The sequence below is a fragment of the Kaistella jeonii genome (assembly GCF_000812865.1).
GTDB classification, from domain to species: domain Bacteria; phylum Bacteroidota; class Bacteroidia; order Flavobacteriales; family Weeksellaceae; genus Kaistella; species Kaistella jeonii.
Map to the genome: position 1 here is coordinate 15,178 of NZ_JSYL01000006.1, position 21,934 is coordinate 37,111.

21 protein-coding genes are annotated in these 21,934 nt (G+C 35.8%); 14 read left to right on the forward strand and 7 right to left on the reverse strand.

Annotated features, from left to right (window positions below):
* The first annotated feature begins 5 nt into the window (after positions 1–5).
* Positions 6–563 (forward strand): thioredoxin family protein, encoded by a 558-nt coding sequence (locus OA86_RS09695; protein ID WP_375600436.1) that lies wholly within the window; start codon positions 6–8, stop codon positions 561–563.
* A gap of 107 nt (positions 564–670) precedes the next feature.
* Positions 671–2,761 (forward strand): ATP-dependent DNA helicase RecG, encoded by a 2,091-nt coding sequence (gene recG, locus OA86_RS09700; RefSeq protein WP_039352314.1) that lies wholly within the window; start codon positions 671–673, stop codon positions 2,759–2,761.
* 300 nt (positions 2,762–3,061) lie between these two features.
* Here recG and OA86_RS15545 read toward each other — a convergent pair whose 3' ends face one another.
* Complete coding sequence (locus OA86_RS15545; protein ID WP_156127377.1) at positions 3,062–3,421, reverse strand: hypothetical protein; 360 nt, start codon at positions 3,419–3,421, stop codon at positions 3,062–3,064.
* Between the two features lie 182 nt (positions 3,422–3,603).
* Between OA86_RS15545 and OA86_RS09710 the strand changes: the two genes are divergently transcribed.
* Both OA86_RS09710 and OA86_RS09715 read left to right on the forward strand, forming a co-directional pair.
* A complete protein-coding gene (locus OA86_RS09710; RefSeq protein WP_039352317.1) occupies positions 3,604–6,042 on the forward strand; it encodes a DUF5686 family protein in 2,439 nt (812 codons plus the stop codon).
* A 2-nt stretch (positions 6,043–6,044) separates the two neighbouring features.
* The gene (locus OA86_RS09715; protein WP_039352320.1) at positions 6,045–6,281 is read left to right on the forward strand and encodes a hypothetical protein; all 237 of its coding nucleotides are present in this window, start codon (positions 6,045–6,047) and stop codon (positions 6,279–6,281) included.
* On the opposite strand, the gene folP is transcribed toward OA86_RS09715, so the two are convergent.
* Positions 6,278–7,132, reverse strand: coding sequence for a dihydropteroate synthase (gene folP, locus OA86_RS09720; RefSeq protein WP_052257473.1), 855 nt, complete (start codon positions 7,130–7,132; stop codon positions 6,278–6,280). The genes OA86_RS09715 and folP overlap by 4 nt on opposite strands.
* A 95-nt stretch (positions 7,133–7,227) precedes the next feature.
* Between folP and OA86_RS09725 the strand changes: the two genes are divergently transcribed.
* Genes OA86_RS09725 through tpiA form a run of 4 tightly spaced genes read left to right on the forward strand, consistent with a single transcriptional unit; the run spans position 7,228 to position 10,077 of the window.
* Entirely contained in the window at positions 7,228–7,770 is a 543-nt protein-coding gene (locus tag OA86_RS09725; RefSeq protein ID WP_039352322.1) for a DUF1599 domain-containing protein, read from the forward strand.
* A 28-nt stretch (positions 7,771–7,798) separates the two neighbouring features.
* Positions 7,799–8,887 (forward strand): BT_3928 family protein, encoded by a 1,089-nt coding sequence (locus tag OA86_RS09730; RefSeq protein ID WP_039352325.1) that lies wholly within the window; start codon positions 7,799–7,801, stop codon positions 8,885–8,887.
* Between the two features lie 42 nt (positions 8,888–8,929).
* Positions 8,930–9,280 carry a tellurite resistance TerB family protein gene (locus tag OA86_RS09735; RefSeq protein ID WP_039352328.1) on the forward strand — a complete coding sequence of 117 codons (351 nt, stop codon included), beginning with the start codon at positions 8,930–8,932 and terminating at the stop codon, positions 9,278–9,280.
* A 41-nt stretch (positions 9,281–9,321) separates the two neighbouring features.
* Positions 9,322–10,077: a triose-phosphate isomerase gene (tpiA, locus tag OA86_RS09740; protein ID WP_039352330.1), complete on the forward strand. Its 756-nt coding sequence runs from the start codon at positions 9,322–9,324 to the stop codon at positions 10,075–10,077.
* A gap of 103 nt (positions 10,078–10,180) precedes the next feature.
* On the opposite strand, the gene clpP is transcribed toward tpiA, so the two are convergent.
* Positions 10,181–10,882: an ATP-dependent Clp endopeptidase proteolytic subunit ClpP gene (clpP, locus tag OA86_RS09745; RefSeq protein ID WP_039352333.1), complete on the reverse strand. Its 702-nt coding sequence runs from the start codon at positions 10,880–10,882 to the stop codon at positions 10,181–10,183.
* A gap of 92 nt (positions 10,883–10,974) precedes the next feature.
* Entirely contained in the window at positions 10,975–12,900 is a 1,926-nt protein-coding gene (dnaG, locus tag OA86_RS09750; RefSeq protein ID WP_039352334.1) for a DNA primase, read from the reverse strand.
* Positions 12,901–13,285: 385 nt separating this feature from the next.
* On the opposite strand from dnaG, the gene OA86_RS09755 reads away from it, so the two are divergent.
* From OA86_RS09755 to OA86_RS09780, 6 genes are all read left to right on the forward strand, one after another.
* Complete coding sequence (locus tag OA86_RS09755; protein WP_039352544.1) at positions 13,286–14,290, forward strand: isoaspartyl peptidase/L-asparaginase family protein; 1,005 nt, start codon at positions 13,286–13,288, stop codon at positions 14,288–14,290.
* 3 nt (positions 14,291–14,293) lie between these two features.
* On the forward strand, positions 14,294–14,701 hold the full coding sequence (gene tsaE / locus OA86_RS09760; RefSeq protein WP_039352337.1) for a tRNA (adenosine(37)-N6)-threonylcarbamoyltransferase complex ATPase subunit type 1 TsaE: 408 nt from the start codon (positions 14,294–14,296) through the stop codon (positions 14,699–14,701).
* Between the two features lie 102 nt (positions 14,702–14,803).
* Positions 14,804–15,997, forward strand: a complete 1,194-nt coding sequence (locus OA86_RS09765) for an alanine dehydrogenase (RefSeq protein WP_039352340.1) — start codon at positions 14,804–14,806, stop codon at positions 15,995–15,997.
* Positions 15,998–16,369 (forward strand): DUF4258 domain-containing protein, encoded by a 372-nt coding sequence (locus tag OA86_RS09770; RefSeq protein ID WP_039352343.1) that lies wholly within the window; start codon positions 15,998–16,000, stop codon positions 16,367–16,369.
* A gap of 40 nt (positions 16,370–16,409) precedes the next feature.
* Positions 16,410–17,258 carry a prephenate dehydrogenase gene (locus OA86_RS09775; RefSeq protein ID WP_039352345.1) on the forward strand — a complete coding sequence of 283 codons (849 nt, stop codon included), beginning with the start codon at positions 16,410–16,412 and terminating at the stop codon, positions 17,256–17,258.
* A gap of 88 nt (positions 17,259–17,346) precedes the next feature.
* Positions 17,347–18,711 (forward strand): phage tail sheath family protein, encoded by a 1,365-nt coding sequence (locus OA86_RS09780; protein WP_039352349.1) that lies wholly within the window; start codon positions 17,347–17,349, stop codon positions 18,709–18,711.
* 171 nt (positions 18,712–18,882) lie between these two features.
* Here OA86_RS09780 and OA86_RS09785 read toward each other — a convergent pair whose 3' ends face one another.
* From OA86_RS09785 to OA86_RS09795, 3 genes are all read right to left on the reverse strand, one after another.
* The gene (locus OA86_RS09785; protein ID WP_039352352.1) at positions 18,883–20,301 is read right to left on the reverse strand and encodes an L-serine ammonia-lyase; all 1,419 of its coding nucleotides are present in this window, start codon (positions 20,299–20,301) and stop codon (positions 18,883–18,885) included.
* A 222-nt stretch (positions 20,302–20,523) separates the two neighbouring features.
* Positions 20,524–21,168, reverse strand: a complete 645-nt coding sequence (locus OA86_RS09790; RefSeq protein WP_039352547.1) for a hypothetical protein — start codon at positions 21,166–21,168, stop codon at positions 20,524–20,526.
* A 125-nt stretch (positions 21,169–21,293) separates the two neighbouring features.
* Positions 21,294–21,860: a YceI family protein gene (locus OA86_RS09795; RefSeq protein ID WP_039352356.1), complete on the reverse strand. Its 567-nt coding sequence runs from the start codon at positions 21,858–21,860 to the stop codon at positions 21,294–21,296.
* Between the last annotated feature and the right edge of the window lie 74 nt (positions 21,861–21,934).

The window sequence follows — 21,934 nt, forward strand, 5'->3', positions numbered from 1 at the left end:
TTGGTATGAATTTAGCCATCAAACACGAGATGAAAAAAATTACCCTCTTATTTTCGCTTTTTATTACAGTTCTGGCTTTTGCACAAGTTAACTGGATGACTATGGAACAGGCAGTTGCAGCGCAAAAGATCACTCCAAAAAAGATCATTATTGATTTTTATGCTGATTGGTGTGCACCATGTAAAATCATGGATAAAAACACCTTTAATAATCCGGTGATCGCAAAATATCTGAATGAGGATTATTATCCTGTAAAATTTAATGCAGAAGGAAAAGAAAACATCAATTTATTTGGTCGAACGTTTGGCAACCCTGGATACAAAGAGGGAAAACATAAAAATTCGCTCCACGATCTAACCAAATACATGAATGTGAATGCCATTCCGAGTATTGTTTTCCTGGATGAAAAAAGCAATCCGATCACCATTTTACAGGGTGCACTGACTGCAAAAGAACTTGAACCCTATATTCCGTTTATTGCAAACGATGCGTATAAAAAAATTGATACGCGGGAAAAGTGGGAGAATTATCAGAAAAAATTTAAATCCAGTATCAAAGACTGATCGCTAAAACCTAGATAATATAACATAAGACTTTCAAATAAATTTTGGAAGTCTTTTTTATTTTAACGAAATTCGCCTCTAACAAAAAATTAGTTTTAAATTAAAAATTGACTTTAGAAACTTCCATAGAATTCTTAAAAGGAATCGGTCCTGAACGAGCAAAATTCATTAAAAATGTTTTGGGATTTACGACGGTGGAAGATTTTCTCACCTTCTACCCTTTGCGTTATATTGACAAAAGTAAGATTCACAAAATTGGTGATTTAAGTGAAGAACCTGAAGTTGAAATTCAATTTAAAGGAAAAATCACCGATATTCAGGAAGTCGGTTATGGGAAAAGTCAGAAAAGAATGACCGCCAAATTCCGTGATGAAACCGGAACTTTGGAGTTGGTTTGGTTTCGGTATTCAAAATGGATGAAAGATCAACTTCCGCTCAATCAGGAAATCTTTATTTTTGGGAAAATTAATCATTTCAACGGGAATTTTTCAATGCCACATCCTGAAATTGAGATCGATGAAAAAAAAGCCCTGTCCGGAACACTTTTACCGATCTATCCCGGAAGTGAAAAACTCGCGAAAAGAGGGCTCAATAATAAATTCTTCCAAACCGTTCTCACAGAAATCACGAAAAATTTGCATTCCCTAATTCAAGAAAATCTCCCAGAGAATTTAAGAACTCAGTTGAATTTAATTGGAAGAATGCACGCTTTTTATCACATTCATTTTCCCAAAGATCTTAATCATTTCGAACATGCGAACCGAAGACTCAAATTTGAAGAAGCATACTTTTTTCAATTAGGTTATGGTTTAAAAAAACAGCATCATAAAGCTTCTGCTGTTGGAAATCCTTTTCCAAAAATTGGCAGTCAATTTAAAAATTTTTACGACCATGTTCTACCTTTTGAACTGACAAACGCTCAGAAAAAAGTATTAAAGGAAATTCGTACCGACATGAAAAAACCGGTTCAAATGAATCGACTTTTGCAAGGTGACGTTGGTTCGGGAAAAACAATGGTTGCCTTACTTTCCATGTTGATCGCACTTGACAATGGTTTCCAAAGCTGCATTATGGCACCGACAGAAATTTTGGCGCAACAGCATTTTGCCGGAATTTCAGAATTACTAGCTGAAACAGATGTAAAAGTTAAATTACTCACAGGTTCTACAAAAACTTCAGAAAGAAAAATTATTCACGAAGCTTTACTCAATGGTGAACTTTCTATCTTGGTCGGAACACACGCTGTTTTAGAAGATATTGTACAGTTTAAACAGCTCGGTTTGGCAATTATCGACGAACAGCATCGATTTGGTGTGGCGCAAAGAGCGAGGTTGTGGGCAAAAAATAAAATTCCGCCTCATATTCTGGTAATGACGGCGACACCGATTCCCAGGACTTTAGCGATGAGTTTTTACAGCGATTTAGACGTTTCTGTGATTGACGAAATGCCGGTTGGAAGAAAACCAATTATTACAGCACATCGTCGCGAAAAAGACCGATTGACTGTTTTTCGCTTTGCAAAAGATGAGATCGAAAAAGGTAGACAGGTTTACTTCGTTTATCCATTAATTGAAGAATCTGAAACTTTAGATTATAAAAATTTACTCGAAAATTACGATCATATTCTAGATTTTTTTGAAGGTAAAAATGTCACCATGCTTCATGGGAGAATGAAACCGGCAGAAAAAGAAGCTGCCATGAATTATTTTGCTTCCGGAAAATGTGAAATTATGGTCGCAACAACCGTGATAGAAGTTGGTGTAAATGTTCCAAATGCTTCCGTAATGATCATTGAGAGCGCAGAACGGTTTGGTTTATCACAGCTGCATCAACTTCGGGGCAGAGTTGGTCGCGGCGGTGAACAGAGTTACTGTATTTTGATGACTTCGGATAAATTGTCAAAAGAAAGCCGTACCCGAATAAAAACCATGACTGAAACCAATGACGGTTTCAAAATATCAGAAGTTGATATGCAACTTCGCGGTCCTGGAGATATTTTGGGAACTCAGCAAAGTGGCGTTGTCGATTTTAAAAAACTCGATTTACTTTCGGACGGTAAAATAATTAAAGCTGCAAAAACAGCCGTAGAAATTTTACTTAAAAATGATCCAAATCTCCAAAATCCGGAAAACTTAGATTTAAGAAATTATTACACCAAGCAATATAAAAGCAAAAATAAATGGGGAAGAATTTCCTAAAAAGCATTTCTATTTCATTGGCGGTGGTGGCGACGAATACTCGATGACTTCAGTTACAACCTGTCTTATTGCCAGGGATAATCCGTTGAGAAGATCTAAAATTACGGGGAAATTTAATTCAAAATTTTGTTGTGTAGAAAAACCAACGACTCCGCAGTAGCCAGAATTATCGATATAATAGTAACCGGCGTACTCAAAATCGAGACCTTTAATATTGGCGATATACCTGATGTAAATTACGTTTAAACCATTTACGGTGCGGTACTCAGATTCTTTTAACCGAAAATAATCAACTTTGTTTTATACTCCTGTAAGAATAATGTCTTTCAAATTTTTCAGGGTAGGAATTTGCACTTTTTCTGTCATCATAAATGCCCCTAAAGCATTTTCATCATGAACATCATTAAAAACATATTCAGTGAAAGGACTTTTCGTTTGTGTAGATATCCGCCATATTTTTGTATTCAAATAAAGACCGATATCTAATTTTTTACTTTTAATCTGGAAAGTTGATGCTTTACTCTTCGCGAATAACGTGGGGTTTGTTTTGATCATTTGCAATGCCAAAGAATCTGTCAAATTGACGTATCTCCATGTACCGTTGTCTAACAACAATACGTCTTTTCCATCCTCTGTCAAAGCTTTTGTTTGGCAGAACAAAAGGATATTTATTAATAAAAACGAAAGAGTATAAAATTTTTTCATAAGTCTAAAAATACAAATTTTTATGAATGGATAGGAGATTTGTATGAAAATAAATTCAAATTTATTTTTTAAATTAAAGAGCAAATAACTTAGATTCATAGCGCACATTTTTAATTATTTTGAATATATTTGTTTGTATGAAAAAACTCCTTTTTATTGTCTTTTCTTTTATATTTTTAAATATTTGTGCCCAGTCAAAAATAACTGTTTTTAGCGCTGGAAATCACCTGCCAATTGAAGGTGCAGCGATATCCTGTAATAATAAACTCTTAGGAAAAACCAATTCTCAAGGGATCCTTCAGTTTCGTACGAACTGCGAAAAGGTTGATGTGAAAGCAAACGGATTTTTTGCGGATGAAGCCGTTGTAGATAAAGTGATGGAAACAGTTTTATCTAAATTAGACCCAAAGACACAATCAATTCAAGGCGTGATAATCGACGATAAAAGTGATCCATTGGCTCTAGCAATTTTGCGAAAAGTAAACAATAATTATAAAAATAATTCTCCGCAGAGTTTAGATTCATATTCCTTCAAATCTTACGAGAAAATCTCGTTAGACATTGATGAAGACAGCATTAAGCATTACGATCAGTTCATCAATCACAGAATCGATTCACTGAAAACACTTCCGCAAAAAGTACAGTCGAAGGAGAAAAAGAAAGATTCCATCGAAAGTGTGAATGTTCAGAAATTAATGGCTTCGAGCAAGCTTTTTCTTTGGGAAAGAGCTTCGCAGTATTTGTTCTCTCAAAAATATGGCGAAAAAATAAACATTCTTGACAACCGTGTTTCAGGACTGAAGCAACCGATTTATGAAATGATGTCGTTGCGCTCCAACAGAAATCAAATTCCAAGAGAAATTCGGGAGGAAAACCGAACGCTCTACCGCTACTTTTTAACCGATTCAATTGATATTGAAGGGCGAAAAAATTATGTCATCCGTTTTCGACAGGTTGATTATAAACAGGCTGTTAAAAAGAGAAGATTCAATGGATACATCTATGTAGACAGCGAAACTTACGGTCTGAAAAAGATCGAAAGCAACAGCAAGAAAAAAAGTGAAGGCTCCATTACAAGCATCTGGAAACCGATCGATAACAAATGGTTCCTGAGTAAAGAAAATCTGAAATTCAAGATGGGTGCCAATGCTTTTAACACCGAAAAAGCAGATAAAAAATCAAAAGATAAAGACGAACAAAAGAAACAGAAATATGGAAACTACGTTTTTATAACTGCAGATTATTTTGATTTTAAAACACCTATTGAAGTTAATAAAAAAGACTTCTCCGGCTACACCATCGATGTGAAAAACTCTGATGGCAGCACGCTTGATCAGTTCCGCACCGATTCTTTAACAACACGGGAAAAAATGACGTACGAAAAAATTGACAGCGTTGGGAAAAAGTACAAATTAGATCAAAAATTAAGCGTTTTTACAGGACTTATAAAAGGTGATCTGCGTGTAGGAATGGTCGATTTCGATGGCATCAGATTTATTCAGTACAATGACTATGAAGGGATAAGACTGGGAGCTGCGGCAAAACTTAATGAAAAATTTAATAAATACATTTCTCCCGATGCTTACTTTGCATACGGAATTAAAGATAAAGCCTGGAAATACGGCGCCGGAGTTAGTATAAAAACGACCTTAGAAAAAGTATCATTTTTCCGGGCAGAATATTACAACGATGTTGCTGCAGCCGGACGGTTCAACGAGATTCTCTGGAATTTCAAAAAGAGGATCATGAATTCGGGCATCGATATGTACAACAACCGTTTTTACAAAAATGAAGGTTTTAAATTATCATATCAAAACGATATAACAAACGCTCTCACTATCAATATATCTGCAAAAAAAGATAACGAAGAATCTAAATTTGATTATAATTTTATGAATCTGGGTAATAAATTTCAAAATTTTGCCACCCAAATTACCTTGAAATATGCGCCAAATTCGAAGAATATCATGACGCCTTCAGGAAAATTCACGTATGAAGAAAATTATCCCGAATTTTTTGCAAATTATGAACAGGGTTTGAAGACATTTGGCGGAGATTTAGCTTACAGCCGATTCGATGTGATGGGACAACACAGTTTCAAAACAAAAATTGGTGTTACAGGAGTTCGCGTTTACGGAGGTTTACTAACGGGGAATGCGCCGATCTGGCATAATTTCGGGATGAACGGTTTGGGAAGTAACAAAGGTGATTTAAATTTCAACTTAACTTCTTACCTCGGTTTTGCGACCATGGAAGCTGGGAAATATTATAACGACAAATTCGTCGGATTTTATTTCACGCACCGAATTCCTTGGTATTTTAAAACTTTTGGCAAAAATGTTTCCAGCTTCGATGTGGTGCTACGCGGCGTAACAGGAGATTTAAAAAACCCACAATATCATCAGTTTGATTATAAGAAACTCGATCACTTATATCAGGAAATTGGTTTTGAAAGCAATAATTTTTTAGGTTCCCCTTTCAACCTCGGATTTTTCTACAGAGTTGGATATTACGCAACACCTATTTTCAAAGAAAATTTTGCAATTCAACTTAAACTGAACTTTTTAGGATTTTAAAAATGGAGATCATACAGATTAAAGCCTCCTCATTCTTTGAATTATTAAAGATGAAAGACACGTCGATGTGGGAAATTTTCGCACAAATGCTCGGTGAAAAAGAAAAAGAGATTGTTTTCCTAGACGATGAGGAAAAGATCTTATTTAATTATATTTTGCCCAATAATTTAGCTCAATTGAATGGAGACCGGGAAAAATTTTCAAAAGAGTATTCTGATAAATTATCTGGCTTGAATTAACGGTTCAGAAATATATCAACCGTTTTGCTGGCTTCTGCAACATCGTGAACACGCAAAATTTTTGCTCCTTTTTCTAAAACCTGTTGATGAAATTTCTGAGTTTCTTCTACTATTTCAGAATGTTTTTTCCCTAAAGGTTTATAAATAAAAGATTTCCTGGAGATCCCTATTAACAATGGATGTTTTCCAAAGTCAATGAATTCTGTTTCATTCAGAAGTTGATGTTGCTGCTCCACTGTTTTTCCAAATCCAAAACCTGGATCAAGAATGATGTCTTTAACGCCTAAACTTTGTAACTCATTAATTTTTTCGGAGAAATATCGATTCATTTTTAAAAGCAGATCCTCTTCAATTAATTTTTTGTGCATCAGATCGTAGGTCTCATTAACATGCATCAAAATGTACGGAAGTCCAGTTTTCGCAACAGTTTCAAACATTTTAGGATCAAAATTCCCACCGGAAATATCGTTGATAATATCAATTCCCTCATCAAAACCAAACTGTACGACTTCCGAATAAAAAGTATCAAGAGAAAGCGTTACTTCAGGAAATTCCTTCTTGATCATCGGAATTAATTTTCCTAATCTGGAAATTTCTGTTTCCGGCTGTAAAAATTCAGCTTTTGGTCGTGTTGATTGTGCTCCGATATCGATAATCGTTGCACCTTCTTTTAACATTTTCGCCACTTGATCGAGCGCAGATTTTTCCTCAAAATGTTTTCCACCATCAGAAAAAGAATCAGGCGTCAAATTGAGGATTCCCATAATTATTGGAGTCGATAAATCAAGCAATTTACCTCGACAGTTCAGAGAAAAACCAGGATCTTTAATATCAGAAGTTGAAACATTCATAACCGCAAATTTAATGAATAGTATGGTGATAACTTCAAACTTCCTGCTTCCATCTTACCTCCAAAATTCCTATCTTTGAAAAGTTTAGAAATTATATGCAGAAAACAGCGAAACAATTCGACGAAGTTATCAAAGTCTGTCGGGATTTATTCAGTAAAAAGCTCCAGGATTATGGTGCCTCTTTTCGGGTCTTGAGAACGCCTTCTTTGACCGATCAAATTCTAATTAAAGTGAAGAGTTTGAGAACTTTTCAAATCACTAATACTTCTAAAGTTGGCGAATCTGCAGAAGAAAATTTTATCGCAATTGTAAACTACTCTATTATCGGATTAATTCAGTTAGAGAAAGGTTTTGCAGATGATTTCAAACAGGATCAAAATGAAATGCTCGAACTTTACGATAAATTCGCAAATGAAGGTAAAGAATTGATGATGAAAAAAAATCACGATTACGGCGAAGCTTGGCGCGATATGCGAATTTCTTCGATTACTGATTTGATCTACCAAAAAGTTTTGCGGACGAAACAAATCGAAGATAACTCTGGTGCAACACTCGTTTCCGAAGGAGTTGATGCCAATTATTTTGATATGCTGAATTACGCCGTTTTTTGTCTCATTAAATTTTCAGAAGAAAAATAAAATTTCAAACTGATATAAAATAAAAACTATGTTTAAACATGTACTCCGAATCGTAATTGCCCTGATTTTCATCGCTTCCGGATTTGTGAAAGCAGTTGATGTAGTGGGCTTTTCCTTTAAAATGGAAGAATATTTTTCACCTTCCGTTTTTAATATTCCGTTTATGGAAAAACAAGCTCTATTTCTAGCAATTATCATGGTTGTTTTAGAGCTCGTTTTAGGATTTTTATTATTGATAAAAAGCCGTCTTAAAATGACTCTTTCACTTCTGATCGCTTTATGCGTTTTCTTCGCTTTCCTCACATTTTACTCAGCTTATTTTAATGTTGTAACCGATTGTGGTTGCTTTGGTGATGCATTGAAATTTACACCTTGGCAAAGTTTCTGGAAGGATATTATTTTACTAATAGGCTTGATTATTCTCTGGATTCTTTACCGAAATCATTTTAATGACATCGATGAAAGAACAGCATTCAAAAAATATTTTTCTGCATTTGCTTTTATGACCATGGTTTTTGTTATTAACTGGGGAATTACGCACGAACCTGTGATTGATTTCAGAGACTATAAGATCGGGACGGATTTGAATGCGGAGAAAGCTAAAATTGAAAAAGATCCGTCTGAATATAAAACCTTCTATTCTTTGAAAAACGCGAAGACTAATGAAGTGTTAGCAGTGAATCAGGACGATTACGTGAATGATAAAAAATATTGGGAAGAAGGATCGCCCTGGAAAATCGAGGAAGGAAAAACAAGTTCGAAAATCGTAAAACAAGGTTACGAATCAGAGATCTCGAAATTCAAACCTGAAAGTCCGGAAGGAATGGATCTAACAGCGGAAATATTGAAAGCACCAAAAGCAGTTCTTATCTTTTCTTATCATCCGGAAAATATAGATCCTGTTTTATTAGCTAGAACAGAAGCGAAAGTAAAAGCAATAAAAGGTGCACTTATTTTGGGTATTTCCACCAATGCAAACACTTTTAAAGCAATAAATAATGCAATGATGGACGGAACGGCCATTAAAACTATTGCAAGAAGCAATCCGTTTGTCTTAACTTTGCAGAACGGAAAAATCATCGATAAAAGGTCTGCTAAAGATTATTTAAAATATTAAAAAAGACCTAATTCAATTTAAAAAAGATAAAATAAAATAGAAATGCAAAAATCAAATAAATCAATCGCAGGTTACCACCTTTTAATGATACTTTCTTCTGTAGATGGAGAATTTGCGCCGGAAGAAGGATTAAAATTACAGGAATATTTAGCAGAAGAATTTCCGTTCAAAATCAATTTAGATGATGAATTAGATGTGATCGCAACATTGCATGCAGATCAATGGAAAGATCATTTTGAATTTCACGCGAAATGTTTCTTTGATGATTCTACCGAAGAGGAAAGAAAAGATTTTATAAAATTCGCCAAATCACTCATCAAAGCTGATGATAAAGTAAGCGATCAGGAGCACGATTATTACATGATCTTAAAAAAAATATGGAATCTGAATTAATTAAAATTCAAACGAATTAATTTTAATATTTACCTGAAATTATGAGAAAAAATATCGTAGCCGGAAACTGGAAAATGAACAAAAATGTCACTGAAGCTCAAGACTTAATGTTTCAGTTATTAGAATACAAACGAAATCACACGCCAAACTGTGAAGTGTGGATCGCACCGCCATCTTTATATTTGATGATGGCGAAAGATCTGTACGAGCAAAATGAAATCGGTGTTTTCTCCCAAGATATGAGCGAACATGGAAGTGGCGCTTACACGGGCGAAACTTCGGCCGATATGCTGGAATCTATTGGTGTGAATGGTTCATTGATCGGACATTCCGAAAGAAGACTTTATCATGGTGAAACCGATTCTCACTGCAACAGAAAAATAAAATTGGCTTTAGATAAAGGTTTGACTCCAATTTACTGTAATGGTGAAACTTTGGAGCAAAGAAAATCCGGACAACATTTGGAAGTCGTAAAAAACCAAACTGAAGTAGCTTTATTTACCCTTTCTGCAGACGAAATTAAAAAAGTGGTCATCGCCTACGAACCAGTTTGGGCGATAGGTACTGGTGAAACAGCTTCTCCAGAACAGGCGCAGGAAATTCATGCACACATCAGAAATTTAATAGGAAACAAATACGGAAAAGAAGTCGCTGACGAAATTTCGATTTTATACGGTGGTTCTGTAAAACCTGACAATGCAAAAGAAATCTTCTCTCAACCTGATATCGACGGTGGTTTAATCGGAGGTGCTGCTTTGAAAATGGCGGATTTCGTCCAGATAATTGAGGGCTTTTAATCTTATCCCCAAATCCCTATCCATAGGAAAGGAACTTTTAAAATGATTTAACAAAAAAATGCGCCTTATTTCTAAGGCGCATTTTATCTACTATTTCGAAAAATTATTTCTCCGCTCCTTTTTTCTCCTCTTTTTTTCTTTGCAAAACTTCATCTACCATTCCAAAATCTTTGGCTTCAGAAGAAGTCATCCAGTAATCTCTGTCAGACGCTTTCTCCACCCACTCGTAAGTTTGTCCGGAATGTTCTGAAATGATATCGTACAATTCTTTTTTCAGTTTCAACATTTCTCGTAAGTTGATCTCCATGTCGGAAGCAACACCTTGTGCGCCACCGGAAGGTTGATGGATCATTACCCGTGAATGTTTTAAAGCCGAACGTTTTCCTTTTTCACCTGCAACCAAAAGAACAGCGCCCATTGAAGCGGCAATTCCGGTACAGATGGTAGCAACATCTGGTTTAATTATCTGCATCGTGTCGTAGATTCCCAAACCTGCATAAACACTTCCTCCTGGAGAATTAATGTAGATTTGAATGTCTTTCGAAGCATCAGAACTTTCCAGGAAAAGCAATTGTGCTGTTACAATATTTGCAACTTGATCATCAATTCCTGTTCCCAAGAAAATAATTCGATCCATCATTAATCGGGAAAAAACATCCATTTGAGTTACATTCAAACGTCTTTCCTCCATAATATAGGGTGTAAGATTAGTTGGTCCGTACATTCCCATATATTGATCTGTTACCAAACCGCTATTTCCTAAGTGCTTTACAGAGAAATCTCTGAAATCTTTTTTTATATCCATTCTATTTTTTTTAAAGATAATAATCTGCTTTTTTACTTGCCTGACTCAAATTTACACAAACAATATTCCACAACCAAAAATTAGACAATCTGTCACAAAACCCGGAACAGTTTTTCGTCCAGATCCTTTCTTAGCTGGTTTAGATTGATGATCATTTTATATGTTTCATCATTATTTTCAGTTTCAGAGAGTTTATTTTTCATGGTGTTGATGATCTTCATCACATATTCTCTTTTGTGCCGAAAGATAACATCCTGCACAATTTTCGGAACCACCTCTTCTTCCGTACTGAAAAATATTTGATGTTTTCCCCAATCGCTGTTTTCATAGGGATCAAGTAATGCATCTGCAATTTTCCCCGAAATGTTTTCATCCATCAAAGTCATGAAAAAATTTCCCGACCGAAGTTCATTTTCCGTGATGCCCTGCTTTATCTCTTCAATAATCTTTTTATTGATTTCGGACTGAATTTCATAATCATCTTCCTGCAGATGACCGATTATTTCCTCGATAACTGTAATTTTATACTCTTTGTTTTCTTCGTCTTCCCTCTCCAGAATCAGATCGCCATATTTAAGCATCAATTCGACCAGTTTTTCCTCTAAAATTAAAAGTGGATCAATCGTTGGCGAAAATTCAGTAACTTTTTCAAGTTTCGGTTGAATCTGTATTTCTTGTCTTTGTTGCGGAGAAACATGCTGTTTTTGCAGTTGTTTCTGAACATTCAATTCATTAAAAAGCGACTGTTCTGAAAGTCCGAATTTATTAGAAACCTCTTTTAAATAAACTTCCTGTTTCAGCGCATTTTGAACAAAAGCTACCGATTTCACAATATCGCGGATCGCTTCGGCTTTTCTGATCGGATCACTTCCTGCGTCTTTCAGTAAGATTTCAGCTTTAAAATCTATGAAATCTTTGGCTTCATTTTTTATAAAATTCTCGACATATTCCTGTGGATGTTTTCGGGAGAAAGAATCCGGATCATCGCCATCCGGAAAAAGCAAAATCCGAATGTTCATGGACTCCGAAAGCAGCATATCAATACTTCGGAAACTCGCTTTAATTCCCGGCGCATCTCCATCAAAAAGAATGGTTACATTTTCTGTAAGCCTTTTGATGAGTTTGATCTGCTCTACTGTCAAAGCCGTCCCTGAACTCGAAACCACATTTTCAATTCCACTTTGGTGAAGCGCGATCACATCCATATAACCTTCAACCAAAAGACAAAGATTATTTTTAGAAATCGCCTGTTTTCCTTGATTTAAACCATAAAGAACTTGTGATTTATGATAAATTTCCGTTTCTGGAGAATTCAGATATTTCGCTGTTTTTACATTATTTCTCAGAATTCTGGCACCAAAACCTAAAACCCTTCCCGAAAAACTGTGAATCGGAAAAATCACTCTTTCCCGAAAGCGGTCGATTCCTCTCGGCGCATTTTCGGGGAAAATAGAAAGTCCCGATTTCTCCAAAATATCTTTCGAATACCCTTTCTCTAAAGCAAATTCCGTAAATGCGTCTTTCTGTTCCGGCGCGTAACCCAACTGAAATTTGCGAATGATCTCGTCGCGCAATTCTCTTTCTTTAAAATAAGAATACGCAATCGTTTTCCCTTCTTCCGTTTCGAACATTTGGTCCTGGAAAAAATCATTCGCGATTTCATGAATTTTATAAAGCAATTCTTTTTCGGTTTGCGACTGTTTCTGCTCTTCGGTTTGCTCGCGAAGATCTTCTTCGATCTCAATTCCATACTTTTTCGCGGCATGTCGAAGCGCTTCCGGGTACGTAAAACTTTCTATTTCCATTAAAAAAGAAATCGCAGTTCCGCCTTTTCCACTGGAGAAATCTTTCCAGATCTGCTTGCTTGGCGATACGACAAAGCTCGGAGATTTTTCATCATGAAAAGGACTCAAACCTTTAAAATTAGAACCCGCTCTTTTCAGTTGTACATACTCGCCGATGATTTCTTCCACCCGAATTGTGGAAAATATTTTGTCAATGGTTTGCTTCGAAATCATTTGGTAAAAATAGGGAATAAGTTTTTCTTTTCATTAAATTATTTGGGCGTATCCCTCGCCAAAGCTTATAATCATTCGTACCATTTTCCCGCAGCTCGGGTCGGGCTCTCCATTACAAGTCCTCATTCCATCTCGTCTTTTAAGACGAGATTCTATTCCGGGCTTTTCATTGCGATCCCTTACGCGAGGGAGAAGCCAAAAAGGAAGAGCCAAGGAAAAAGTGGAAAGAGGCAAGAAAATCAATTTTAGATTTTGGAATTTCGAAAATAACCTCTGCCTTTCAAAAATTTTTATTTTAAAGAAAATTAAAAAAAGACTTTCGGCGCTCGCTTCGCTCGCGCCTCCAAAAAAATTCAATAAATTTGACAAACTTTTCCTTTTGACTATGAAAAAATTACTCTTAACTTCCATTCTAACTTTTTCAGTGCTGCTTTCTGCCCAGAAAAAATACGTTTTAGTCATTCACGGCGGTGCCGGAACGATTTTGAAATCGAGCATGACCAATGAAAAAGAAAATGCCTACAAAGAAAAACTCACCGAAGCTTTAAAAGCAGGTTACGCTGAAATTCAAAAAGGAAATTCTTCGCTCGATGCAGTTGCCGCTTCCATTATTGTGATGGAAAACTCTCCACTTTTCAATGCTGGAAAAGGCGCCGTTTTCACCAACGAAGGAAAAAATGAAATGGACGCTTCGATCATGGTTGGAAAAGATAAATCAGCCGGAGCGATTGCCGGAGTTCACACCATCAAAAATCCTATAAAAGCTGCCATTGCAGTCATGCAAAAATCTGAACATGTCATGTTAAGCGGAGAAGGTGCAGAACAGTTTGCAAAAGAACAGGGTTTAGAAATCGTAGATCCTTCTTATTTCTGGACCAAAGACCGTTGGGAAAGTCTTCAAAAAATGAAACAGAAAGAAAATTTAAAAACAACAAAAAAAATATCTCAAAATACATTGCCCGATTCTTACGAGGTCGATAAAAAATTCGGAACAGTTGGAGCAGTAGCTCTAGATAAAAGCGGAAACATCACCGCAGGAACTTCTACAGGCGGAATGACCAATAAAAAATGGAACAGAATTGGCGATGCACCGATTATCGGCGCCGGAACTTATGCCAATTCCCAGGTTGGAATTTCAGGTACAGGTTGGGGCGAATATTTTATCCGCGCAACTGCTGCCAGAACGCTTGCCGCAAAAATGGAATACCAAAATAAAGACGTTAAAACTGCAGCTCAGGAAACCATCGACGAGATTGAAAAAATGGGTGGAAACGGCGGTCTGATCGCTTTAGATCAAAACGGAAATATTGCAATGCCTTTCAATACCGCCGGAATGTATCGTGGCGCAATTACCGAAAACGGAGAAATTTTTATCGAAATTTATAAGTAAAACATGGAATTTAAGATCAGTAAACTCGAAGAATGGCAAACCGTCATCGATGCAATTTTACCAGAGCTTCAACACAATATATTATTATTAAAAGGAAATCTGGGCGCCGGAAAAACAACTTTCACGCAGTTTCTTTTGAAAAATTTAGGCAGCAGTGATGAAGTTTCCTCGCCTACTTATGCCATCGTCAATGAATATGATACCCCGAAAGGAAATGTTTTTCACTTCGATCTGTACCGCATGAAAAACATCAATGAAGTTTATGACATCGGTATTGAAGAATATCTCGACAACAGCTTCCTGTGCATTATTGAGTGGCCAGAAATTTACGAAGAGGAACTTGTAGATTTTCCGCATCATGAATTGAAAATCGAAACTGTTGGAGAGGAGCGCGTGATCAATTTCAGGTAATTTAAACTATTAAGTAATGAAATGATTGTATCTTTGTACCTTTATTTTATTCGAATTTAATCAATTGATATCCCTGAAATGTCAGGAAATAATTTTTAAATAATGAGCAGTACCAATATATTTACTCCTTTTTCTGAACAGGAATTAATGCCGCAGGAAGAAAAGCTGGAAATCATTAAAAAAGGAAAGCAATTCAGTATCGGAATTCCAAAAGAAACTTGTCTTAACGAGCGGAGAACGTGCGTAACACCAGATGCGGTACAGGTTTTAGTTTCTCATGGCCACCAGGTTATTGTAGAAACCGGCGCCGGTGAAGGTTCTTTTTATACCGATCTGCAATATTCAGAATCGGGTGCTAAAATAACTTACGATCCAAGAGAAGCATTTGCACAGGATTTAGTTCTCAAGATAAACCCGCCAACTACTGATGAAATCGAATTCTTGAAACCTTGTACTTATTTGGTTTCTGCACTTCAAATTAATTTACGCGACAAGGAATATTTCAAAAAATTATCGGAGAGAAAAGTCAATGCTATCGCTTTTGAATTTATCGTTGATGAATACAAACAGCTTTCTTTGGTAAGACTGATCGGCGAAATTGCTGGTAACATATCTGTTCTTTACGCAGCCGAACTTTTAGCCCTTTCCAACGGGTTAATGTTGGGTGGAATCACAGGAGTTCGTCCAACCGAAGTTGTAGTTTTAGGAGCCGGAATTGTTGGGGAATTTGCTACAAAGGCCGCTATCGGATTAGGTGCAAGCGTAAAAGTTTTTGACAATTCTCTTTCTAAACTTCGCCGACTTCACATGATGGTCGATGGACGCGTACCAACTTCAATCATCGATCCGAAAGAATTAGGAAAATGTTTAAAAAGAGCAGATGTCGTGATCGGCGCGCTTTCAAAAATAAGTTTGGCCCCAATTGTGACGGAAGAAATGGTGTCGAAAATGAAGAAAGGAAGCGTCATCATTGATGTGACGATCGATAACGGAAAAGTCATCGAAACTTCAGAACTGACCTGTATGGATAATCCGTATATCATTAAACATGGCGTAATTCATTGCGGTTTACCAAACCTTACTTCAAAAATGCCAAGAACAACTACGAAAGCTATTTCTAATTTCTTCCTAAGCTATCTTTTAAACTACGATGAAGAAGGTGGTTTCGACAATATGTTGGTTCGCAAAAACGAAATGAAACATACGCTTTATATGTACAAAGGTCGCCACACGAAAAAAGTGATCTGCGACCGTTTTGACCTTACTTACCACGATATCAATCTTTTAATTTTTTAGATGAGGAAGATAAAATTTTTCTTGATTGGACTTGTTCCAGGATTAGTTCTCGTATTTTTCATTCTCAATAAAAAAGGTGTAAGTTGCAGCGGTTACCTTCCGAATTCACGGGTAATTGCAGAAACACTTTCAAAAAAAATGCTTTATTCGCCTGCTTTTTCTCAAGAAATGGCAGAAAATAAAATCGACGAAAAATTCTTAAAAGACAGCATTATCACGAAAGGCGAAATTGATTTTGACCACAGTCAGGCTCAGCAGAAACCTTGTCCGGAATATGTTTTGGTCTATCCGAAAAAGAATCCGAGATATGAAATTCGCTTCGATAAATGCAAAGAAGAAGTTAATTTCAGTTCTTTAAAGAAATTGAGATAATTCCGCTTTTTCACAACTCCTAATTCATATTCTACTTTAAATGAAAATTACTCTAATTGGTGTCGGATTAATTGGTGGTTCAATGGCTTTAAAACTGAAAGCTAAAGGTCTTGCTTCCTATGTTTATGGTGTAGATCAAAACCAAAATCATTTAGAGGAGGCAAAAAGTCTTGGTATCATCGATGAAATTTCTACTTTAGAAAATGCTGTTTTAAATTCAGATCTTATCATCATTGCAATTCCTGTAGATGCAACCCGCAAAATTTTATCTAACGTCTTAGATTTGGTTGACGATAGGAAAACCGTTATGGATGCAGGTTCTACCAAAGAGGGAATTGTAAATTCAATAGAAGATCATCCACACAGAAACCGTTTTGTGGCTTTTCACCCAATGTGGGGAACGGAAAATTCCGGACCGAAATCTGCGATTTCTGACAGTTTTTCTGGACGAGCTGGCGTAATTTGCGATCGTGAAAACTCTGCAGATGATGCTTTAGAAACCGTACAAAAAGTTGCTGATGCTCTCGACATGCATTTAATTTATATGAAAGCAGCTGATCACGATGTTCATACTGCTTACATTTCACATATTTCGCATATCACTTCTTACGCGCTTGCAAACACAGTTTTGGAAAAAGAAAGAGAAGAAGATACTATTTTTCAACTGGCAAGTTCGGGTTTTTCGAGTACGGTTCGTTTGGCGAAATCTCATCCCGAAATGTGGGTTCCTATCTTTAAACAAAATAAAGAAAACGTTTTGGATGTTTTGAATGAACATATTTCGCAACTCCGCAAATTCAAATCTGCCCTTGAAAAAGATAATGATGAATTGCTGGAAGAACTCATCAGAAATGCAAACAAAATTAGAGGAATTTTGGGAGAGAAGTAAGTATTTCTCTTATGTAATTTAAATTCTATTAATTTTATTTGATGGTCGCTTTAATTTAAATAAGTAGTTTTACTTAAAATTAGTAAGCATGGCTAAATACAAAACTCCGGGAATTTACGTGGAAGAGAGCCCTTTTCTCGATTCGATCAATAGCATTCCTATAACTGCTGTTTTTATTGGTTACACTGAAAAACACCAAAATCTTAAAGACGAAAATCTTTTTCATATTCCTACAAAAGTTAGTTCAATTCAGGAATTCGAAAGTTATTTTGGATTTCCACAGAAAGAAAACAACCTTGAAATTACCGATGAATCAACACCTGTTTCAGAAAAAATTTCAGTACGTTTTAACGGTTCACAATCGCTGCACAATCTCTACTACTCCATTCAATCATTTTTTGACCAAGGTAAATCAAGTTGTGAAATTATTTCAATAGGAAATTATAAAAATCTTGGTGAATCTCTGGTTTTGGAGGATTTTCTGCTTGGTTTAGAAATTTTAAATAGCAACTCGGGAAACATTTTAATCGCTGTTCCGGAAAACCAAAATCTGGCGGACGATCATTTTTATTTATTGCAACAAAATCTCCTCGATTTCTGCAGACAAAATTTAGCATTTACCGTTCTGGATCTTCCGAAAACTTCTGCAAAAAAATTTATAAAAACAATAGAAAGCTACAGAGTTAATCTGCAATCATCTTCGCTTTCGTTCGGTGCGGCATTTTTCCCAAATCTGGTTACGGCGAATGCTTATTCTTACGAGGACGAAGCTTTGAAAATTAAAAAAAACAATCAAGAATATTTCTTAGCATCATTAAAAGATAGTGATCCAGAACTTTGTAAAAAATATAAGGATTATTTGAGGCAATTTTATGTCTCTTTACCGCCAAGTGCTGCGATAGTTGGTGCTTTTTTACAAAGTGATAAATTAAGAGGAATCTGGCACGCTCCGGCAAATATTGCCCTGCATAAAATCATAAAACCCGAGATCTCTTTAACATCCGCAGATCAGGAACTTTTAAATGTTGATCCACTTTCGGGAAAATCAATCAACGCTGTTCGAAATTTTTCGGAACAGGGAATTTTAATTTGGGGAAGCAGAACTTTAAATGGAAACGATACTGAGTGGCGTTACATACCTACAAGAAGATTCTTTAGTGCGGTGCAGATCGATATTCAGGCTTATTTGAATGAATATGCTGTGAATGGAGACTCTGCAACTGTTTGTGCAAACATTAGCAATATGGTAGAAATATATTTGCATAATTATTTTAATCAAGGTGCTTTTCCTGGGGCGACGCCAACAGATTCCTATATTGTAAATTGTGGATTAGGTAAAACAATGACACTAAAAGATGTTGAAGAGGGAAATGTAATTTTAAGTGTGTTGTTAGCTCCGGTACGTTCGCAGGAATTTATTATAATGATGTTCTTGCAGAAAAGCACTCCTTAATTGAAAATATATATAATTTAGAGCGATCTCTATAAAATCTTTATTTTAGCCCGGATCAAAACGGCATCCTTTTTATTTTTTCCGAAAAAAATGAAAAGATATAGTGGAGAGCCGGATCTCATTTTCGGAATCGCAAAAATCTTCTCGCTCCTCATTATTAGAGCATTTAATTTAACATTCTGCAACATTCACGGCAATCGCTAAACCACCTTCTGAAGTTTCTTTGAAACGGTCGCTCATGCCTTGTGCAGTTTCCCACATGGTTTGAATGACTTGATCCAGCGATACTTTTGCTTTTTTAGGATCAGATTCTATCGCAATATTTGCGGCAGTAATGGCTTTGATGGCGCCCATAGAATTTCTTTCGATACACGGAATTTGAACCAAACCGCCGATTGGATCGCAAGTCATTCCGAGATGATGTTCCATTGCAATCTCTGCGGCCATGAGAACCTGTCCCGGAGTTCCACCCATAATTTCTGTTAAGCCAGCTGCAGCCATTGCGGAGGAAACGCCGATTTCTGCCTGACAACCACCCATTGCAGCAGAAATGGTTGCATTTTTTTTGAATAATGTCCCAATTTCGCCTGCAACCAAAAGGAATCTTATAATATCTTCATCCTTTTGATGCTCAGTAAAAGCTTGCGCATACATTAAAACTGCCGGAATCACGCCACTTGCACCATTTGTCGGTGCCGTAATAATTCTACCGAAACTCGCGTTTTCTTCATTCACGGCAAGAGCGAAACAGGAAACCCATTTGTTGATCGTTGTAAAACTTTCTTCAGCATCTACCACAAGCTTAAACCACTCGTCTATATTTTTATATATTTTGTCTCCCAAAAGTTTCGTATTCCAAGCTGCAGCACGTCGTGTCACGTTTAAGCCTCCTGGAAGAATTCCTTCTTTATTAACGCCTTTGTAAATACACTCCTTTATTTGGGTCCAAATGTAAAGTGCTTCTTTTTCAGTCTCTTCTTTGGTTCGCCAAGATTCTTCATTAAGGAAAATTAAATCTGAAAATTTTTCAAGACCTAATCTTTCAATATTTCGTCGGACATCTGCGCCGCTGTGACAAGGGTAAAGTGTTCGAATACAGTTGTTTTCGTAGGAATTTTCTTCTTGAGTCGCAATAAAACCGCCACCTAAAGAGTAATAATCCTGTGTAAGTTCCTCACCATTTTCGAAAACAGCGCGGAAAATCATTCCATTTGGATGAAAGTCTAAGGATTTCTTTTTATTTAAAATTAAATGTTCGCCGTAAACGAAAGGAATTATTTTTTCACCTCCCAGATTAAGAAGGTTTGAAGATTTGATAGCTTCAACTTTATCATCAATTTTTGTGGTATCTATTAATTTAAAATTTTCTCCCGAAAGTCCGAGCATTCCGGCTATATCGGTTCCGTGACCAATTCCTGTTTTAGCGAGAGAGCCGAAAAACTCCACAAAAACTTCTTTAACATCTTGAAGTTGATGATTTATTTTTATTTTCCTTATAAAACTTTCTGCCGCATTCCACGGTCCCATTGTATGAGAACTTGAAGGTCCGATTCCCACTTTTATAATTTCAAAAACACTGATTGATTCCATGATAATTGATGAGAAATAGGGTTTAATCCCTAAAATAATTAAAAGCAAAGATAATTCTATTTTAATTAGGCTTTAATTTTAAGTGTTCCAAAAAAATCGCTTTAATGATCAATTTTAAAATAAATAAAAGAATGCTATCAAACTACGATTATTGTAAAAGTAGCGCAATTACTTTTCATTCAGAAGGAAAATAGTTCAAATTATTCTGATCTAAAGGCAAATTTATTTCTCAAAAATCTCCTTTAAGATGCGGGAAACTTCTTTAGCTTTTGTCGCTGGAAAAAGATGTGTTCCACCTTCCACGATATAATCAGGTTTCGAATATTTAGGCGGAAAAACAATGTCTTTACTTCCCAAGATCTGAATGACTTTCGGATTTTCTTCAAATTTCCAGGAAGATACTTTATCGATACACCATTTTAAATAATATTGATCGGTCACTTTCACATATTGCATCAATTTTGGATTTTTGGGATCAACCAATTTTCGAGCAACAGAATACATCATTAAAGAATTCAAATTAAATAATCTTTCCGGTAAAAATTTAGGAATTTTAGTGACCTCTCCTAATTTAATGAATCTAGACTTCTCTTTGTCAGATTTTATACTTCCTAAAATAACAATCTTTTCCGCTGGCTTTATCTTATCGATTTCCTGAACAATAATTCCGCCAAAAGAATATCCAAGTAAAGAAAAGGGTTCAGAAACATCGATCTTTTCAGCCATTCTTTCGACATAATGAAAAAAATCTTCCTTTTTTGTGGGAATCAGCCAGTCAATAAAAACAACCTCTAAATTTTCGGGAAACTTTATTCTTTCTAAAACAGTAAAGTCGGCGCCAAGTCCGCTTATGACGTATAATTTCATTTTGTTATTCATAACAAGAGCGGTGAAAATTTAATTTTTCTAAACTAAATAATTACTAGTATTTCACTTTGTAAAAATAAAAAAAGAGCATTACAAACTGCTCTTTTTGATCATCTATTTCAAAATTATTTTGCGGTCACTTTCACCAACATGTCAATATCATCTTTTACCAAAACATCCTGCATCGGTGAGCGATAAGCAATGTCGAATTTTTGTCTGTCAAAAGTAAATTTGTTAGAAACCAAACTCACGACACCTTTACTGTACGCGATTTTTGCAGGGAAAGAAACTGGATTTGTTTTTCCTTTCACCGTAAGATTTCCGTTAACGATGTAATTGTATACTTTGTCGTTATTTTTTTTCAAAGAAGTGATCGTATAACTTGCGGTTGGATGTTTTTCAACTTCGAAGAAATCACCAGTTTTCAAATGGTTATTCAGTTTTGTTTGATATTCTCCCGTCAAATCTGTCGAAGTAAGCGAAGTCATATCTAAAACGAATGTTCCACCAATAACCTGATTTCCTTTCATCACGATGTTTCCAGATTTTAAATTTACAGTTCCATTATGTGAAGAAGCTTCAGTTTTTGCAATTTTATAACCCCACCAATTTACTTGAGATCCTACGACTTTTTTGGTTTGACCGAATGCGAAATTTCCAGCTACTAAAGCGAATAATACTAATTTTTTCATGCTAAATTTCATTTAATAATTAGCAGCAAAAGTAGACTTATAAAAGTAAGAACCTATTGATGTATGTTAAGAAG

Excerpts from the sequence above, each read along its gene's own strand:
- OA86_RS09695 (WP_375600436.1), top strand. The coding sequence starts at position 6 with ATGAATTTAGCCATCAAACACGAGATGAAAAAAATTACCCTCTTATTT.
- OA86_RS09710 (WP_039352317.1), top strand. The coding sequence starts at position 3,604 with ATGAAAAAACTCCTTTTTATTGTCTTTTCTTTTATATTTTTAAATATT.
- OA86_RS09715 (WP_039352320.1), top strand. The coding sequence starts at position 6,045 with ATGGAGATCATACAGATTAAAGCCTCCTCATTCTTTGAATTATTAAAG.
- folP (WP_052257473.1), bottom strand. The coding sequence starts at position 7,132 with ATGAATGTTTCAACTTCTGATATTAAAGATCCTGGTTTTTCTCTGAAC.
- OA86_RS09725 (WP_039352322.1), top strand. The coding sequence starts at position 7,228 with ATGCAGAAAACAGCGAAACAATTCGACGAAGTTATCAAAGTCTGTCGG.
- OA86_RS09730 (WP_039352325.1), top strand. The coding sequence starts at position 7,799 with ATGTTTAAACATGTACTCCGAATCGTAATTGCCCTGATTTTCATCGCT.
- OA86_RS09735 (WP_039352328.1), top strand. The coding sequence starts at position 8,930 with ATGCAAAAATCAAATAAATCAATCGCAGGTTACCACCTTTTAATGATA.
- tpiA (WP_039352330.1), top strand. The coding sequence starts at position 9,322 with ATGAGAAAAAATATCGTAGCCGGAAACTGGAAAATGAACAAAAATGTC.
- clpP (WP_039352333.1), bottom strand. The coding sequence starts at position 10,882 with ATGGATATAAAAAAAGATTTCAGAGATTTCTCTGTAAAGCACTTAGGA.
- dnaG (WP_039352334.1), bottom strand. The coding sequence starts at position 12,900 with ATGATTTCGAAGCAAACCATTGACAAAATATTTTCCACAATTCGGGTG.
- OA86_RS09755 (WP_039352544.1), top strand. The coding sequence starts at position 13,286 with ATGAAAAAATTACTCTTAACTTCCATTCTAACTTTTTCAGTGCTGCTT.
- tsaE (WP_039352337.1), top strand. The coding sequence starts at position 14,294 with ATGGAATTTAAGATCAGTAAACTCGAAGAATGGCAAACCGTCATCGAT.
- OA86_RS09765 (WP_039352340.1), top strand. The coding sequence starts at position 14,804 with ATGAGCAGTACCAATATATTTACTCCTTTTTCTGAACAGGAATTAATG.
- OA86_RS09770 (WP_039352343.1), top strand. The coding sequence starts at position 15,998 with ATGAGGAAGATAAAATTTTTCTTGATTGGACTTGTTCCAGGATTAGTT.
- OA86_RS09775 (WP_039352345.1), top strand. The coding sequence starts at position 16,410 with ATGAAAATTACTCTAATTGGTGTCGGATTAATTGGTGGTTCAATGGCT.
- OA86_RS09780 (WP_039352349.1), top strand. The coding sequence starts at position 17,347 with ATGGCTAAATACAAAACTCCGGGAATTTACGTGGAAGAGAGCCCTTTT.
- OA86_RS09785 (WP_039352352.1), bottom strand. The coding sequence starts at position 20,301 with ATGGAATCAATCAGTGTTTTTGAAATTATAAAAGTGGGAATCGGACCT.
- OA86_RS09790 (WP_039352547.1), bottom strand. The coding sequence starts at position 21,168 with ATGAAATTATACGTCATAAGCGGACTTGGCGCCGACTTTACTGTTTTA.
- OA86_RS09795 (WP_039352356.1), bottom strand. The coding sequence starts at position 21,860 with ATGAAAAAATTAGTATTATTCGCTTTAGTAGCTGGAAATTTCGCATTC.